Genomic DNA, 15,650 nt, shown 5'->3' with positions numbered 1-15,650 from the left:
TCACGCCTCCGCTCCTGCGTGGGCCACAAACGGCACCGGGGCCCGGCCGTTCCCTGCTCACTGGCAGAGGCGATGGCCGGCATTCCGCTCGCGCTCGTCGAGGTGCAGGTGGTTGCCGTGCTCGGCATCCGAGCCCGGCCCGAGGACGGTGCGGAAGAAGGCGCAGGCGCGGGCCCGCACCGCCGCCTGGAACCGGCCCTCCGGCGTGCCCTCGGCCTGCGTCCCGATGCCGATCGGCTCGCGTCCCTCGAAGGTGAAGCCCATCACGTCGATCGCGTTGGCGAAGGCGTGCTCGCTGAGCTTGGCGTCCGGATCGTGGTTCTGGCCGCGGCACTCGTAGGAGGTCGAGATGCGCAGCGACCTCGGCGGGCGGCCGAGGTCGCGCTCGGCCAGGACCCGCACCTCGGTGCTCCAGCGCGCCAGCGCCTCCGCGGCCCGGCAGGTGAGCGTGGCGGGCGGCGAGAGCTGGATCCCGTCCGGCAGCTCGACGACGCGCAGGGGCTTCGGGGCGCCGCAGAGCCCGTCCGCCAGTGCCGGCAGCGGCTCGGCCCGGGCGCCGAGGCGCTCCAGCCGGCTCAGGCAGGCGGTGTCGTCCGGCACCGCGGGTGCCGCCGGCCCGGCCGGCAGGTCGGCGGGGCGCTCCGGCGGCAGGGGAGCCGCCTCGGCGGCGGGCGGGGCGGGAGCCGGAGCCGTGGCGGGACTTGAGGTCGTGGCAGGATTTGGGGCCGTGGCGGGATGGGGCGCCGGCGCGGGCAGGTCCGGCCGCGGCGGCGGCAGGGGCGGGGCGTCGCGCGCCTGGGCGAGGGCCGGCGCGGCGGCGAGGAGCGCGAGGAGGAGCGCAGGGCGGCGGGTCACGATCTCTCCCGGATCGAGCCGGAGCCCACCGGGCGCCGGCCGGCACTCAACGGCCACGCCGTTCCCCCGTTCCGCGCTCCGGCGCGGCCTCGCGCGCTTGCGCCGGACCCGCCACCCTCTATCGTCGGCCGCGACTCGATTCCGCAAAGGACGCACGCGCATGGCTGGCACCCCGGCGACCCCTCCCGGCAACCCGCTCCTGGACCCGGTCTGGACGACGCCCCACGGAGTGCCGCCCTTCGAGCGGATCGAACCCGCCCATTACGAACCCGCCTTCGCCGGGGCGCTCGCGGCGCACGAGGCCGAGATCGCCGCCATCGCCGGGAGCGCGGAGCCGGCGAGCTTCGCCAACACGGTCGCGGCGCTCGAGCGCTCGGGCCAGGCGCTCAAGCGCGTCGGCGGCGTGTTCTTCAACCTCGCCGGCAGCCACACCAATCCGGACCTGCAGGCGGTGGAGCGGGTCATGGCGCCGCGCCTCGCCCGGCACCACAGCGCGCTCTTCCTCAACGGGGCGCTCTGGGCCCGGGTGAGGGCGGTCGACGGGGCGGACCTGTCGGAGGAGGAGGCCCGCGTCCTCGACCGCTACCGCACGCTCTTCCGCCGGGCCGGGGCCGATCTCGACCCCGCCGCCAAGGAGCGCATGGCCGCGATCGCGGCGCGGCTCGCCGAACTCGCGACCCGCTTCTCGCAGAACCTGCTCGCCGACGAGAGCGGCTTCGTGCTGCCGCTCGAGACCGAGGAGGACCTCGCCGGGCTGCCGCCCTTCCTGCGGGCCGCCGCCGCCCGGGCCGCGGCGGAGCGGGGAAAGGGCGGCCACGTCATCACCCTGGCCCGCTCGCTGATCGAGCCGTTCCTGGTCTTCTCGACCCGACGCGACCTGCGCGAGCGCGCCTACACGGCCTGGATCCGGCGCGGCGAGAACGGGGGCGAGACGGACAACCGGGCGATCATCGCCGAGACCCTGCAGCTGCGCGCCGAGCGGGCGCGGCTCCTCGGCTACCCGAACTTCGCCGCGTTCAAGCTCGCCGACACGATGGCGGAGACGCCCGAGGCGGCGCTGGCGCTGCTGCGCGACGTCTGGGCGCCCGCCCGCGCGCGGGCCGCGGCGGAGCGCGGCCGGCTGCAGGGGCTGATCCGCGACGAGGGCGGCAACTTCGCCCTGGCGCCCTGGGACTGGCGCCACTACGCGGAGAAGCTCCGGCGGGCCGAGCACGACCTCGACGAGGGCGAGATCAAGCCGTACCTGCCCCTCGACGGGGTGATCGCGGCCTGTTTCGACACCGCCTCGCGCCTGTTCGGCCTGCGCTTCGCGGAACTGGCCGAGGTCCCGCGCTACCACCCCGACGTCCGGGCCTGGGAGGTGCGCGACCGCGACGGCTCGGTCGTCGGCCTGTTCCTCGGCGACTACTTCGCGCGGCCGAGCAAGCGCTCCGGCGCCTGGATGAGCGCCTTCCGCTCGCAGGAGCGGCTCACCGGCGAGGTCACCCCGATCATCGTCAACGTGATGAACTTCGCCAAGGGCGCCGAGGGCGAGCCCGCGCTCCTGTCCTTCGACGATGCCCGCACGCTGTTCCACGAATTCGGCCACGCCCTGCACGGTCTGCTCTCGAGCGTCACCTACCCGCTCCTCGCCGGCACGGCGGTGGCGGGCGACTTCGTGGAACTGCCCTCGCAGCTCTACGAGCATTGGCTGGAGCAACCGCAGGTGTTGCGGGCTCATGCCCGCCACTACCGCACCGGCGAGCCGATGCCCGAGGCCCTGCTGCAGCGGCTCCTCGCCGCCCGCACCTTCAACCAGGGCTTCGCCACCGTCGAGTACGCCGCCTCGGCGATCGTCGACCTCGACCTGCACCTGTCGGAGGCGGCCGAGGCGGGACTCGATGTCGGGTCCTTCGAGGCCGAGACCCTGACCCGGATCGGGATGCCGGCCGAGATCAGCATGCGCCACCGCTCGCCGCACTTCGCCCACATCTTCGCGGGCGGCTACGCGGCGGGCTACTATTCCTACCTGTGGTCCGAGGTGCTGGACGCGGACGCCTTCGACGCCTTCCGCGAGGCCGGCGACATCTTCGACCCCGAGACCGCGCAGCGCCTGCGCACCTTCGTGTACGGGGCCGGAAACCTGCGCGACGCGCGCCGCGCCTACATGGCCTTCCGGGGCAGGTTGCCGAGCATCGACCCGCTCCTGCGCAAGCGCGGGCTCGCCGCCTGAGGACCGCACCCCGGCGCGGGGCGACCCCGCGCCGCTCCGCAGCCCCTGAGGCGCTAACCATTCGGTAAAGAAGTATCGTTAACCAAAAGCTTCCAGGACGGCGAGGAAGCTTTTCGTCATGAGCGACGGCAAGGATCAGGCCGGGGACGCGCCCGGCACGAAGGCGGCCTCCGCGGAGGGGCGTCTCAAGGACGTGGCGGCGCGCGCCCGGGCGGCCCTTCCGCGGCTGCGGCGCCCGCGCGTCAAGCTCGGCCTGCCGGTCGCGGCGCTGATCGGCGGCCTCTGCGTCGGGGCCTTCGGCGGCGGCGCCGCGGTGGCGCTGATGGGGAAGGGCGCGCGGGCGGAGCGCGCGGCGGTCGGCCTCGCCGAGTGGAAGAAGTTGGCGACGCGCCTCGACGCGCAGGCCGCGGAATCCGCCCGCCTCGCCGGCGACCTCAAGCTCGTGAAGGAGCGCTCCGGCGCCGCGCAGGCGGCCGCCGAGGCCGCGCGGAGCGAGGCGGCGGCGCAGTTCGGGCAGATGGCCGAGCGGCTGGAGCGGATCGGCAAGGTCGGGAGCGACGCGGCGGCCAAGCTCGCCGGCCTCTCCGACCGGATCGAGCATCTCGACCGCGAGCAGCAGGCCCGCGTGGCGGCCCTCGGCGAGCGGCTCGACCGCCAGCGCGCGGCGGCGCCGGCCCCGGTGGCGGTCGCGCCCGCGCCGGCCCCGAAGCTCGCGAGCGCCGAGCCGACCCTGACCGGGAGCCTGCCGGACAAGCCCGCGGCCAAGCCCGCCGCGCCGGCCGCGCCCAGCGCCACGACCGCGCCCGCGATGGTGGACAGCTGGGTGCTGCGCGACGTCTACGACGGCGTGGCGATGATCGAGAACCGCAACCGGCGCCTGATCGAGGTGGGCCCGGGCGACACGGTGCCGGGCGTCGGGCGCGTCGAGGCGATCGAGCGCCGGGGCAAGGCCTGGGTCGTGGTGACCAGCCGGGGCCTGATCACGCCGCAGATCTGGTGAGGGTCAGGCCGCCTCGTCCGACTTGTCGGCCGGCTTCGCGGGGTCGGCCAAGCCCTCGCGCACGCGGCGTCGGCCGCGGGCCTTGGCTTGGCCGCGCAGGGCCTTGGTCGGGTGCAGGATCTCGGCGAGGCGGGCGAGGGCCTCTGTGTCGTCGAGATGGCGGGCGTCGAAATCGGGCATAGCGGTCCCCCGGGCGCGGAGCCCGTGGCTGGTGGGGTACGCGTACGCATACAGGATACTGAGAAACACGGAGCGAGCTGAACAGTTCCGCCCGCGTCGTGGCTCCATGCAAAAAGTTTTGCAGCTCCCCCGCAAGTCCCGAGGACTTGGGCGGTTCGGCTTTCGCAAGAAGTAGTGAACGGTCGCCGCGATGGATGTGCGGCAGCGCACGCAGATCTCCCCGCTGCGCTGCGGGACGTCGGCGCCCGGCGCGCGAAGCATCGCGCGCTGGTTGCTGCCGGCCGACCACGCGACGGCCGCGGGATGACCGGCTCAGGGGATCACAGGTTGCGGGTCGCCCGGCGGCCGGCCCGATGCGGCGAAGCAGGCCGCCCCGGCCTCGCGAAGGGCTCCGGCGCCCCGCGCGCTCCCGCAGGGACGAATCGGGTCCGCCGCCGGGCTCGCCAGCGCCGCGCGGCGATCGTGCGGCCCCGTCGCGCCGGGGCCGCGACGCTCAGTTGCGGGTGATGCGCGCCGATTGCGCCATCCGGATCAGTTCGCGGGCGGTCAGTCCGCGACGCTCCTGCTCGCCCTCGGCCGGAGGCCCGGCCAGGGCCGGCGCGGGCGGCGCCCCCGCCCGCGCTCCGGGCTGCGGCTCCCGGGAGAGCCGGACGCGCCACACCCTCGCCAAAGCCAGCATGCTCAACCCCCCGCTGCAAATCACCCGGTAAGCTTAACAACGTTTTGCCGGGCAGGGTATTCTTGAAGCGCCCGCGCACCGCCCTACCGGCCGGCATGAACCGCGGCGATGGGCGCAACGTGCGTGCGCATCAGGCGGACGAAAGCTCGGCTCACGCGGTGTCCTCGCGCAGGAGCTCGGTATTGATCGCGAAGGCCGCCATGGCGCCCTCCGCGGCGGCCACGATCGCGAACTGCACCCGGCGCGAGGCGTCGCCCGCCACGTAGAGGCCCGGGACGTTCGACTGCTCGTAGTCGCGCGTCGGCACGGTGCCCTTCGGGGTGAGGTCGCAGCCGAGCCGCGCGACGAGGGGCGAGGGAACGCACTCGGCGGGAGTGAAGAACATGGCGCCGCAGGGCAGGGCGGCGCCGTCCCGGAAGCGGATGCGGGCGAGGCGCCCGTCCTCGCCCTCGACGCGGGCGACCGGGCGCTCGTCGAGGCGGATGCCCTGGCGCGCGAGCCGCGCGCGGTCCTCCCCGGACAGGTGCTCCGCCGGCCCGTCGCTGCACAGGGTCAGGTCCCGGGTCCAGGCGGTGAGTTCCAGGGCGAGGCCCTTGCCGCAGCCGCCGCGTCCGTAGACCGCCACCGGCGCGTCGCGGTTCTCGTAGCCGTCGCAATAGGGGCAGTGGTGCACGCCGCGCCCCCAGAAGTCGCGGAATCCCTCGACGGGCGGCAATTCGGTGGCGAGCCCGGTGGCGAGGACGAGGCGGCGGGCGGCCTCGCGCCGGCCATCCGCCAGAACCACGGTGAAGCCCTCCTCGTCGCGCCGCGCGTCGGCCACGTCGGCGTCGCGGACCTCGACGGTCGGGTAGCGGGAGAGTTCGGCCCGGCCCTGGTCGCGCAGGGCGCCCGGGGGGCAGCCGTCATGGCCGAGATAGCCGTTCATGCGCGGCGTCACGGCGTTGCGGGGGTGCCCGGCGTCGAGGAGCAGCACGGTGCGGCGGCAGCGGCCGAGCACCAGGGCCGCGCTCAGACCCGCGGGCCCGCCGCCCACGATGATGACGTCGTACATGGAACCATCCGCCGCTGCCGCCCCTCTCGGGTACAGACGCGGCCGGGGGCGGAGGGTTCACGGCGGGCACGAAAAAGGGCGCTCGCGCGCCCCCTCCCGTGCCGGTCCGGCGGTGTTCGCCCTCAGGCGGCGGCGGTCTTGACCGCGATGCCCTTCTCGGAGAGCAGCTGCTGCAGCTCGCCCGACTGGAACATCTCGCGGGTGATGTCGCAGCCGCCGACGAACTCGCCCTTCACGTAGACCTGCGGGATGGTCGGCCAGTTCGAGTAGGCCTTGATGCCCTCGCGGATCTCCATGTCCTCCAGCACGTTCACGCCCTTGTAGGGCACGCCGAGGTAGTTGAGGATCTGCGCGACCTGGCCGGAGAACCCGCACATCGGGAATTGCGGCGTGCCCTTCATGAACACGACAACGTCCTGGGACTTGATCTCGCTCTCGATGCGGCTGTTGATGTCGGTCATGATGTCCTCTCGGTGAGGGCGGTGCGGCGCGCCCGCCGGCAGCTGATGCGGTGCCCTAATCCTGGGGGACGCCCGTGGTGAGCGCAAGCGCGTGAAGCACGCCGCCCATGCGACCCTGCAATGCACCATAGACCATCTGATGCTGCTGCACCCGCGACTTGCCCTTGAAGGCGGCCGACACGACGGTGGCGGCGTAGTGGTCGCCGTCGCCGGCGAGGTCGCGGATCTCGACCGTCGCGTCCGGGAGGGCCTCCCGGATCATCGTCTCGATCTCGCGGGCGTCCATGGGCATCGAAGCGTTCTCCGTCTCCGCCGGGATCCGGCCCTCGGGATCAGGCGCCGGGCCCGGCCATGTAGGTCGGCAGCCACGCCTCGTTGACGGCGCGCAGCTCCTCCACGGATATGATCTCGTCGCCCGGCAGGGTCAATGAATCGGCGCCGGTGACGCCGATGACGGCGGCGTCGATCCCCTGCGCGGCGGCGCTGTAGAGCAGGTCGGGCACCGTCTCGGGCTCGACCGCGAGCAGGTAGCGGCCCTGATCCTCGCCGAACAGGTAGGCGTGGGCCGGGATCGGCAGCGGGCATTCGGGCAGTGCCGCGCCGATCCGGCCGGCCATCGCCATCTCGGCGAGCGCCACCGCGAGGCCGCCATCCGAGAGGTCGTGGACGGTGTCGACGAGGCCCGAGGCGATCAGCCCGCGCACGAACTCGCCGTTCCTCCGCTCGGCGGCGAGGTCGACCGGGGGCGGCGCGCCTTCCTCGCGCCCGCAGATCTCGGCGAGGTAGAGGGACTGGCCGAGCCAGCCCTGGCTGCGCCCGATCAGCACCAGCGCGTCGCCCTCGCGCTTGAGGGCGAGGGTGGCGATCCGGCGCACGTCGTCGACGACGCCGACGCCGCCGATCGTCGGGGTCGGCAGGATGCCGACGCCGTTGGTCTCGTTGTAGAGGGAGACGTTGCCGGACACGACCGGGAAGTCGAGGGCGCGGCAGGCCTCGCCGATGCCCTGGATGCAGCCGACGAACTGGCCCATCACCTCGGGCTTCTCGGGATTGCCGAAATTGAGGTTGTCGGTGACGGCGAGCGGCCGGCCGCCCACCGCCGAGATGTTCCGGTAGGCCTCGGCCACCGCCTGGCGGCCGCCCTCGACCGGGTCGGCCTCGCAGTAGCGCGGCGTCACGTCGGTGGTGAGCGCGAGGCCCTTCGGCCCGTCCTCGACCCGCACCACGGCGGCGTCGCCGCCCGGCTTCTGGACCGTGTTGCCGAGGATGTAGTGGTCGTACTGCTCCCAGACCCAGCGCTTCGAGGCGAGGTCGGGCGAGCCCATCAGCCTCCGCAGGGCTTCGCCGTGCGTCACCGGGGCCGGGACGTCCTCGGCCCTGAGGACCGGGTGGTGCATGTTCGTGCGGTGCGGCCGGTCGTAGAGCGGGGCCTCGTCGCCGAGCTCCTTGATCGGCAGGTCGGCGACCGTCTCGCCGCCGTGCTTGATGACGAAGCGCAGCGTGTCGGTGGTGTGGCCGATGATCGCGAAGTCGAGGCCCCACTTCACGAAGATCGCCTTGGCCTCCTCCTCCATGCCGGGCTTGAGCACCATGAGCATGCGCTCCTGGCTCTCGGAGAGCATCATCTCGTAGGCAGTCATGCCCGCCTCGCGGGTCGGCACCGCGTCGAGGTCGAGTTCGACCCCGAGATTGCCCTTGGCGCCCATCTCGACCGCCGAGCAGGTCAGGCCGGCCGCGCCCATGTCCTGGATCGCGATCACGGCGCCGGAGGCCATCAGCTCCAGGCAGGCCTCGAGCAGCAGCTTCTCCGCGAAGGGATCGCCGACCTGCACGGTCGGGCGCTTCTCCTCGGAGGATTCGTCGAAGGCGGCCGAGGCCATGGTGGCGCCGTGGATGCCGTCGCGGCCGGTCTTGGAGCCGAGATAGACGATCGGGTTCCCGACCCCGGTGGCGGCCGCGTAGAAGATCGCGTCGGCGCGGGCGAGGCCGACCGCCATGGCGTTGACCAGGATGTTGCCGTCGTAGCGCCGGTGGAAGCCGACCGACCCGCCGACGGTCGGCACGCCGAAGGAATTGCCGTAGCCGCCGATGCCGGCGACGACGCCCGAGACGAGGTGGCGGGTGCGCGGATGGTCGGGGGAGCCGAAGCGCAGGGCGTTCAGCGCCGCGATCGGCCGGGCGCCCATGGTGAACACGTCGCGCAGGATGCCGCCGACCCCGGTCGCCGCGCCCTGGTAGGGCTCGATGAAGCTCGGGTGGTTGTGGCTCTCCATCTTGAACACGCAGGCGCGCCCGTCGCCGATGTCGATGACGCCGGCATTCTCGCCCGGCCCCTGGATCACCCAGGGCGCCTTGGTCGGCAGCGTGCGCAGGTGGATGCGGGAGGACTTGTAGGAGCAGTGCTCGTTCCACATCGCCGAGACGATGCCGAGTTCGGTGATCGTCGGCTCGCGGCCGATCAGCTCCTTGAAGCGGGCGTATTCCTCGTCGGTGAGGCCGTGCTGGCGCACGAGGTCGGGCGTGATGGCGATGTCGTTGCGGATCATGCGGCACCCTCTGCGGCGGCCTCGCGGTCGAGGCCCAGCGCATACGGCAGCCGGGGGAGGGAGGGCAATGGGCGCGGACCCGCGAGGGCGCATCGGCCCGCGCATTTGCCAGCCTGGCGGCGAGGGTTTCCCCGGTCGGAGAGGGAGGCGACCGTGCCGGGAGCGGAGCAACGGCCTTGCCGCCGAGGCGCCTCGGCGGAATGCTCCGGGCGGGCGCCTCAGCCGGCGCGCTTGGCGGCGTCGGCGAGGAAATCCGCGATCGTCGCGACGAAGGCCTCGCCGTAGGCCTCGCGCTTGCGCTCGCCGACGCCGTGGACCGAGCGCAGGGCCCAGAGGTCGACCGGCTTCGCGCGGGCCATCTCGACCAGGGTGCGGTCGGGGAAGATCATGTAGGCGGCGACGCCCTCCTGGCGGGCCAGGGTGGCGCGCAGGCCGCGCAGGTGCTGGAACAGGGCCTCGTCCTCGGACGAGAGGCCGAGCGTGTCGTCGCGCTCCGCCCCGCGGGCCCGGCGCTCCTTGGGGGCCTTCGGCTCGGGGTCCGGGCGCAGCTGCACGGGCTCGCGCCCGAACAGGATCGCCTCGCCCTTCTCGGTCATGGCGAGGCCGCCATAGCCGTCCTGGTTCTCGGCGACGGCGCCGGCCGCGAAGAGCTGGCGCAGGATCGAGCGCCACGCCGCGACCGGCTTGTCGGCCCCGACGCCGAAGGTCTTGAGCTTGGTGTGGCCGTTGCGCCGGATCTGGTCGGTCTCCTTGCCGTGGACGAGGTCGCAGACATAGGCGGCGCCGAAGCGCTGGCCGGTGCGCACGATCGCCGAGAGCACCTTCTGGGCCGCCACGGTGCCGTCGACCAGCGCCACGCCGCCCCGGCAGAGGTCGCAGCGCCCGCACGGGGCGCTCGCCTCGCCGAAATAGGCGAGGAGCGACTGGCGGCGGCAGGTGGCGCCCTCGCAGAGCGCGATCATCGCGTCGAGCTTGCGGCGCTCGACCCGGCGGCGCTCGTCCGGGATGTCCTTCTCCTCGATCTGGCGGCGGCGCAGGGCCATGTCGTCGAGGCCGTAGAGGGTGAGCGTGTCGGCCGGCAGCCCGTCGCGGCCGGCGCGGCCGATCTCCTGGTAGTAGCCCTCGACGTTCGAGGGCATGTCGGCGTGGCAGACGAAGCGCACGTCCGGCTTGTTGATGCCCATGCCGAAGGCGACGGTCGCCACCATGACCATGCCGTCCTCCTGCAGGAAGGCGTCCTGGTTGCGCATCCGCGTGCCCTGGTCGAGGCCCGCATGGTAGGGCAGGGCGTTGACGCCCTCCTCCTGCAGCATCTGGGCGAGCTGCTCGGTGCGCTTGCGCGACGAGCAGTAGACGATGCCGCTCTCCGACCGGCGGGTGCGCAGGAAGCGGCTGATCTGGCGGGTCGGGTGCTCCTTGGGGGCGAAGGTGAGCCGGATGTTCGGCCGGTCGAAGGAGTGGACGAAGATCTCGGGCCTGCGCCCGGCCGGGAAGAGCCGCTCGGTGATGTCGGCCCGCGTCGCCGTGTCGGCGGTGGCGGTGAGCGCCACCATCTGGACGCCGCCCAGGGCCTCGCGGGCGCGGGCGAGCTCCCGGTATTCCGGCCGGAAGTCGTGGCCCCATTGCGAGACGCAATGCGCCTCGTCGACGGCGAGGCGCCGCACGCCCGCGCCCTGCAGCGCCTCGATCAGCCCCTCCATCAGCAGGCGCTCGGGCGAGACGAAGAGGAGGCGCAGGTCACCGGCGCGGATCTGGCGCCATGCCGCCTTGGCGCTCGCCTCGTCGACGCTCGAATTGAGGGTGGCGGCCGCGACCCCGAAGCCGCGCATCTGCTGCACCTGGTCGTGCATGAGCGCGATCAGCGGCGAGACCACCACGGTGAGGGCGCGCTCGACCAGGGCCGGGAGCTGGTAGGTCATCGACTTGCCGGAGCCGGTCGGCATCACGGCGAGCACGTCGCGCCCGTCGAGCACGGCGCCGATCACCTCCGCCTGGCCGGGCCGGAAATCCTCGTAGCCGAAGGTCGTCTGAAGGGCGGCGCGGGCCTCGTCGAGGCGTGAGGTCATCGGGTCCCTGCTTCAAGGTCGGGCGGGCGCCGCGTCCCGCCTCCGGTTCGGGGCCGTCGCGGCGATCGCGGCCGGCCCGGGTCGACACAGCTCTCCCGGCGTCCCAAAGGCAGGGTCTCGATGCCCCTGAACGACCAGGACGACGAGGTGGAGCGCCTCGCCGCGACGCTGGCGTCGATCGCGCGCGTGAGCAAGACGGATGCCGTGCGTATGGCACTCACGAACGCGCCGCAACGGCGCCAAGCGTCACGCATCGCGCGTCGGGGACGCCCCCCTTGCGCGAGCGCGCCAAACCGATCCAGGAGCGCGTCGCGCGCTATCCGGCCACCGGCTCGGCAGATGGTCTTCGCCGAACCGGCATCCCCTTCGTCGGACCATGCTCCCGCGCGTGCCGCCCGACGTGCCCCTGCCCTTCGTCGGCGACGATGTCGTGCGGACCGACATTCCCTCCGCCCGCCCCTGAGGCGGCTCAGCCGGGCCGCACCTGCCCCTCCGCCACCGCGACCACGTCGCCGCGGCTCCCGAGTTCCGCGAACAGCGCCGGATCCGCCCCGGTCATCCAGACCTGCCCCGGCAGCGCCTCCAGGGCGTCGAACAGGCCCGCGCGCCGGCGCGGGTCGAGATGGGCCGCGACCTCGTCGAGGAGGACGAGGGGCGCCAGCCCGCTCATGCCGGCGACCAGGCGGGCATGGGCGAGCACGAGGCCGATCAGCAGCGCCTTCTGCTCGCCGGTCGAGGCGGTGCCGGCCGGCACGTCCTTGGGGCCGTGGCGCACCACGAGGTCGGAGGCCTGCGGGCCGGCGAGCGTGCGGCCCGCGGCGCGGTCGCGGAAGCGGTTCTGGCGCAGCGTCGCGCGGAAGCGGTCCTCGGCGTCCACGGCCGGCCAGACCGCCACGAGGTCGTCGATGTCGCCCTCGAGCCGGACCCCCGCCCAGGGGAAGGGCGAGGCCGCGTCGCGGGTGGCGAGGATCAGCCGGTCGAGGCGCTCCACCGTCTCGCGCCGGGCGAGCGCCACGGCGATCGCCAGTTCCGCCACCTCGCGCTCGATCGCGTCGAGCCAGGGCCCGTCCTCGGGCCGCTCCTCCAGCAGCCGGTTGCGGGAGCGCAGGGCACGCTCAAGGGCGCTGACGCGGCTGCCGTGGCCGGCATCGACCGCGAGGACGAGGCGGTCGAGGAAGCGCCGCCGATCCCCCGCCGGGCCGCGGAACAGCGCGTCGAGGTCCGGGGTGAGCCAGACGACCCGCAACTGCTCCGCGAAGGCGGTGGGCGAGGGGGCGCTCGCTCCGTCGATCCGGCACTGGCGCCCGCCGCGCTCCTCGCGCCCCTGCGGCGGCTCCCAGGCGGTGCCGACGCGGTGCTCACCGTGCGGCCCCTCGACGCTGAGCGACACCGCGAAGCCGCCCGGCCCGCCCTCGCGCGCCATGGCGGCGAAATCGGCCCGGCGCAGGCCCCGGCCGGGCGCGAACAGCGAGAGCGCCTCGAGGATGTTGGTCTTGCCGGCACCGTTCTCGCCCACCAGCGCCACGAAGGGCCGGCCCACGCCGAGGTCGAGGCTGGCGTGGTTGCGGAAGTCGCGGGCGATGAGGCGCGTGACGCGGAAGGGATCGGGGGCGGCCATGGGTCCTGGGCCACCCAATCACCCGTCCCGGCGCCGGGTTGCAAGATCCCTCGCCCGCGGCCCGACGCGATCGATCGCCACGGAGCGCCGTCGCGGCCCGGCGGAGCGCGGACCCGCGCCGCCGGGCCGGGCCTGGCGGAACCCGGCGCGACCGGCGCGGGAGCGCGCCCGCCTCACACCCGCATCGGCATCAGCACGTAGAGGGCCGGCGCCCCCTCCTTGTCCTGGATCAGGGTCGGGGAGCCCGGATCGGCGAGCTTGAACAGGGCGCTGTCGCCGTCGAGCTGCGCCGTGATGTCGAGCAGGTAGCGGGCGTTGAAGCCGATATCGAGGGGCGCGGCCTCGTAATCGACGTCGAGTTCCTCGGTGGCGCTGCCGGAATCCGGGTTGTTCACCGAGAGCGACAGCCGCCCGCCGCCGACCGCGAGCTTCACCGCGCGCCCGCGCTCCGAGGAGATGGTCGAGACGCGGTCGACCGCCTTGGCGAATTGCTCGCGCTCGACGGTGAGGAGCTTGTCGTTCCCGGTCGGGATCACGCGCTGGTAATCCGGGAAGGTGCCGTCGATCAGCTTCGAGATCAGCGTCACCCCGCTGGAGAAGGTGAAGCGGACCTTGGCGGGCGAGAGTTCCACCCCGACGCTGTCGCCGCCATCCTCCACGAGCTTCTGGATCTCGGCCACGGCCTTGCGCGGCACGATGATGCCCGGCATGCCGCGGCTGCCCTCGGGGGCGGGCATCTCGACCCGCGCGAGCCGGTGCCCGTCCGTCGCGACGGCGCGCAGGCGCAAGCCCGCCTCCGTCTCGATCGTGTGGAAGAAGATCCCGTTCAGGTAGTAGCGCGTCTCCTCGGTCGAGATCGCGAACTGCGTCTTGTCGATCAGCTTCTTCAGCTCGGCGGCCTGGAGCTGGAAGCGGTGGGGCAGTTCGCCCGCGGCGAGGTCGGGGAAATCCGCCTCCGGCAGGGCGCCCAGCATGAAGCGCGAGCGGCCCGAGCGGATCTGCATCTGGCCGGTCTCGCCCGTCGTCTCCAGGGAGACCTGGACGCCGTCGGGCAGCTTGCGCACGATGTCGTAGATCACGTGGGCCGGCACCGTGGTGGCGCCGCCATCCACCACGTCGGCCGGGATCGTCTCCGTGACCTCGATGTCGAGGTCGGTCGCCCTCAGCTGCAGGCCGTCGGCGCTGGAGCGCAGCAGCACGTTCGACAGGATCGGGATCGTGTTGCGCCGCTCGACGACGCGGTGCACGTGGCCGAGCGACCGTAGGAGGGCCGCGCGCTCGACTGTGACTCTCATGGGGGTGGTCCGCCGTCTCACACTCTCGCGGCCCGCAAGGGCCGGCACCGCATCGCTTCCCGTGCCCCGCACGGGGTCGAAACTTTGGCGAAGCTCCATCCCGAAGGCAAGCCGGGGCCGCCCGCGCGCGAAGGCGGGGTCCGGGGCGGGGCGCCGCGAGGGCCCCGCCGAAGCACCGCCGGCGGCGCCCGGCGGCGCGGCGTCAATCCTGCAGCATGCGCTTGAGGAGTTCGACCTCGTCGCTGAGGGCCGAATCCTCCCCGATCGCCTTCTCGATCTTGCGCACGGCGTGCAGCACGGTGGTGTGGTCGCGCCCGCCGAAGCGGCGGCCGATCTCCGGCAGGGAGCGCAGCGTCAGCACCTTGGAGAGGTACATGGCGATCTGGCGCGGCTTGACCACGGCGGCGGTGCGCCGCTCCGACAGGATGTCCGAGCGCGAGACGTTGTAGCGGCTCGCCACCAGCTTCTGGATGTCCTCGATCTTGACCCGCTTCGGCTCGCGGTTCTTGACGAGGTCGCGGATCGCGGTCTCGGCCGTCTCCAGCGTCACCGGGGCGCCGGTGAGCGTGGCGTGGGCGAGGAGGCGGTTGACCGCCCCTTCGAGGTCGCGGCCATTCGCGGTGATCGCCTTGGCGACGTACTCGGCGACGGCGGGGCTCACCTCGAAGCCCGGATGGCTGACGCGGACCGCCTCCAGGCGCGATTGCAGGATCGTGGCCCGCAGGGCCTCGTCGAGGGTGCCGATCTCGACCACGAGTCCGCCCGCGAGGCGGGAGCGCACCCGCTCGTCGAGGCTCTCCAGCTCCGTCGGCGGACGGTCGGCGGCGGCCACGACCTGCCGGCCGGCATCGATCAGCGCGTTGAGCGTGTGGCCGAACTCGGCCTGGATCGAGCGGCCCTGGATGAACTGCACGTCGTCCAGGATGAGCACGTCGATGGCGCGCAGGCGCTCCTTGAAGGCGAGGGCGTTCTGCGTCTTCAGGGCGTTGACGAAGCCGTACATGAAGCGGTCGGCGGTGAGGTAGATCACCCGGCGCCCCGCCTCCTTGGCGGCGTGGCCGATCGCGTGCAGGAGGTGCGTCTTGCCGAGGCCGACGCCCGCGTGGAAGTAGAGCGGGTTGTAGATCGGCCCGGAGCCCTCGTGGCCCGCGACGCGCTCGGCCGCCGCGTGCGCCAGGGCGTTGGAGCGGCCGACCACGAAGGTCTGGAAGGTCAGGCGCGCGTCCAGGGGGGCGCCGCTGAGGTCGCCCTCGCCGCGCTGCGCCCGATCCGCGTCGGGCAGTTCGATCGTGGCCGGGGCCGCGGGCGCGGCGCCGGGCGTCCGGATCGGCGAGGCGGGCTTCGGCGCGGAGGCCGCCGCGCCCGGCGCCGCCCGGGCCGGGGCCATCGGGCCGCGCACCCCGACCTCGATGCCGTCGATCCCGTCCGCCTCGCTGCGGAAGGTCGCCAGGACCCGGTCGAGATAGTGGGACTCGATCCAGCTCTTGAGGAAGCGCGTGGGCACGGTCAGCCGGGCGGTGCCGCCCGCCACGTCCTGCAATTCGAGCCGCGCGAACCAGCTCGCGAAGACATCCTCGCCGAGTTCGGCCCGCAGGCGCCGCTTGACCCGCTGCCACGCCGCCGCGACGTCGCCGCCAGCGCCCCTGCCCGGATCGACCCCTTCCGCCAAGCCGCCATCCACACGCAT

The 15,650-nt window shown here is 73.5% G+C and carries 13 protein-coding genes and 1 pseudogene; 3 read left to right on the top strand and 11 right to left on the bottom strand.

Going from position 1 to position 15,650, the window contains the following annotated elements:
- Positions 1-57: 57 nt before the first annotated feature.
- Entirely contained in the window at positions 58-855 is a 798-nt protein-coding gene (locus QA634_RS00065) for an extensin-like domain-containing protein (protein ID WP_012330018.1), read from the bottom strand.
- 160 nt (positions 856-1,015) lie between these two features.
- Between QA634_RS00065 and QA634_RS00060 the strand changes: the two genes are divergently transcribed.
- Positions 1,016-3,067, top strand: coding sequence for a M3 family metallopeptidase (locus QA634_RS00060; protein ID WP_012330017.1), 2,052 nt, complete (start codon positions 1,016-1,018; stop codon positions 3,065-3,067).
- Between the two features lie 118 nt (positions 3,068-3,185).
- Positions 3,186-4,067, top strand: a complete 882-nt coding sequence (locus tag QA634_RS00055) for a hypothetical protein (RefSeq protein ID WP_012330016.1) — start codon at positions 3,186-3,188, stop codon at positions 4,065-4,067.
- A gap of 3 nt (positions 4,068-4,070) precedes the next feature.
- On the opposite strand, the gene QA634_RS00050 is transcribed toward QA634_RS00055, so the two are convergent.
- The 7 genes from QA634_RS00050 to recQ form a co-directional block, all read right to left on the bottom strand.
- Entirely contained in the window at positions 4,071-4,247 is a 177-nt protein-coding gene (locus QA634_RS00050) for a hypothetical protein (RefSeq protein ID WP_018263067.1), read from the bottom strand.
- Between the two features lie 493 nt (positions 4,248-4,740).
- Positions 4,741-4,926, bottom strand: a complete 186-nt coding sequence (locus QA634_RS00045) for a hypothetical protein (protein WP_036270574.1) — start codon at positions 4,924-4,926, stop codon at positions 4,741-4,743.
- 151 nt (positions 4,927-5,077) lie between these two features.
- The gene (locus QA634_RS00040) at positions 5,078-5,977 is read right to left on the bottom strand and encodes an NAD(P)/FAD-dependent oxidoreductase (RefSeq protein ID WP_012330014.1); all 900 of its coding nucleotides are present in this window, start codon (positions 5,975-5,977) and stop codon (positions 5,078-5,080) included.
- Between the two features lie 122 nt (positions 5,978-6,099).
- Positions 6,100-6,438: a Grx4 family monothiol glutaredoxin gene (gene grxD / locus QA634_RS00035; protein WP_012330013.1), complete on the bottom strand. Its 339-nt coding sequence runs from the start codon at positions 6,436-6,438 to the stop codon at positions 6,100-6,102.
- Between the two features lie 55 nt (positions 6,439-6,493).
- A complete protein-coding gene (locus QA634_RS00030; RefSeq protein ID WP_012330012.1) occupies positions 6,494-6,730 on the bottom strand; it encodes a BolA family protein in 237 nt (78 codons plus the stop codon).
- A 40-nt stretch (positions 6,731-6,770) separates the two neighbouring features.
- Entirely contained in the window at positions 6,771-8,984 is a 2,214-nt protein-coding gene (gene purL, locus QA634_RS00025; protein WP_012330011.1) for a phosphoribosylformylglycinamidine synthase subunit PurL, read from the bottom strand.
- Between the two features lie 218 nt (positions 8,985-9,202).
- Positions 9,203-11,050 carry a DNA helicase RecQ gene (gene recQ, locus QA634_RS00020; protein ID WP_012330010.1) on the bottom strand — a complete coding sequence of 616 codons (1,848 nt, stop codon included), beginning with the start codon at positions 11,048-11,050 and terminating at the stop codon, positions 9,203-9,205.
- 120 nt (positions 11,051-11,170) lie between these two features.
- Between recQ and QA634_RS35670 the strand changes: the two are divergent.
- Positions 11,171-11,248: pseudogene (locus QA634_RS35670) on the top strand (hypothetical protein); the annotation flags it as partial.
- A 271-nt stretch (positions 11,249-11,519) separates the two neighbouring features.
- Here QA634_RS35670 and recF read toward each other — a convergent pair.
- The 3 genes from recF to dnaA all read right to left on the bottom strand — a co-directional run bounded on the left by recF (position 11,520) and on the right by dnaA (position 15,650).
- Entirely contained in the window at positions 11,520-12,668 is a 1,149-nt protein-coding gene (recF, locus tag QA634_RS00015; protein ID WP_012330009.1) for a DNA replication/repair protein RecF, read from the bottom strand.
- Positions 12,669-12,841: 173 nt separating this feature from the next.
- Positions 12,842-13,963, bottom strand: a complete 1,122-nt coding sequence (dnaN, locus tag QA634_RS00010; RefSeq protein ID WP_012330008.1) for a DNA polymerase III subunit beta — start codon at positions 13,961-13,963, stop codon at positions 12,842-12,844.
- Between the two features lie 202 nt (positions 13,964-14,165).
- Positions 14,166-15,650, bottom strand: coding sequence for a chromosomal replication initiator protein DnaA (dnaA, locus tag QA634_RS00005; protein WP_012330007.1), 1,485 nt, complete (start codon positions 15,648-15,650; stop codon positions 14,166-14,168).

Source organism: Methylobacterium sp. CB376 (assembly GCF_029714205.1).
GTDB lineage: Bacteria > Pseudomonadota > Alphaproteobacteria > Rhizobiales > Beijerinckiaceae > Methylobacterium.
The sequence above is the reverse complement of the archived record's forward strand: the minus strand, read 5'-3'. Positions and strand labels throughout refer to the sequence as shown.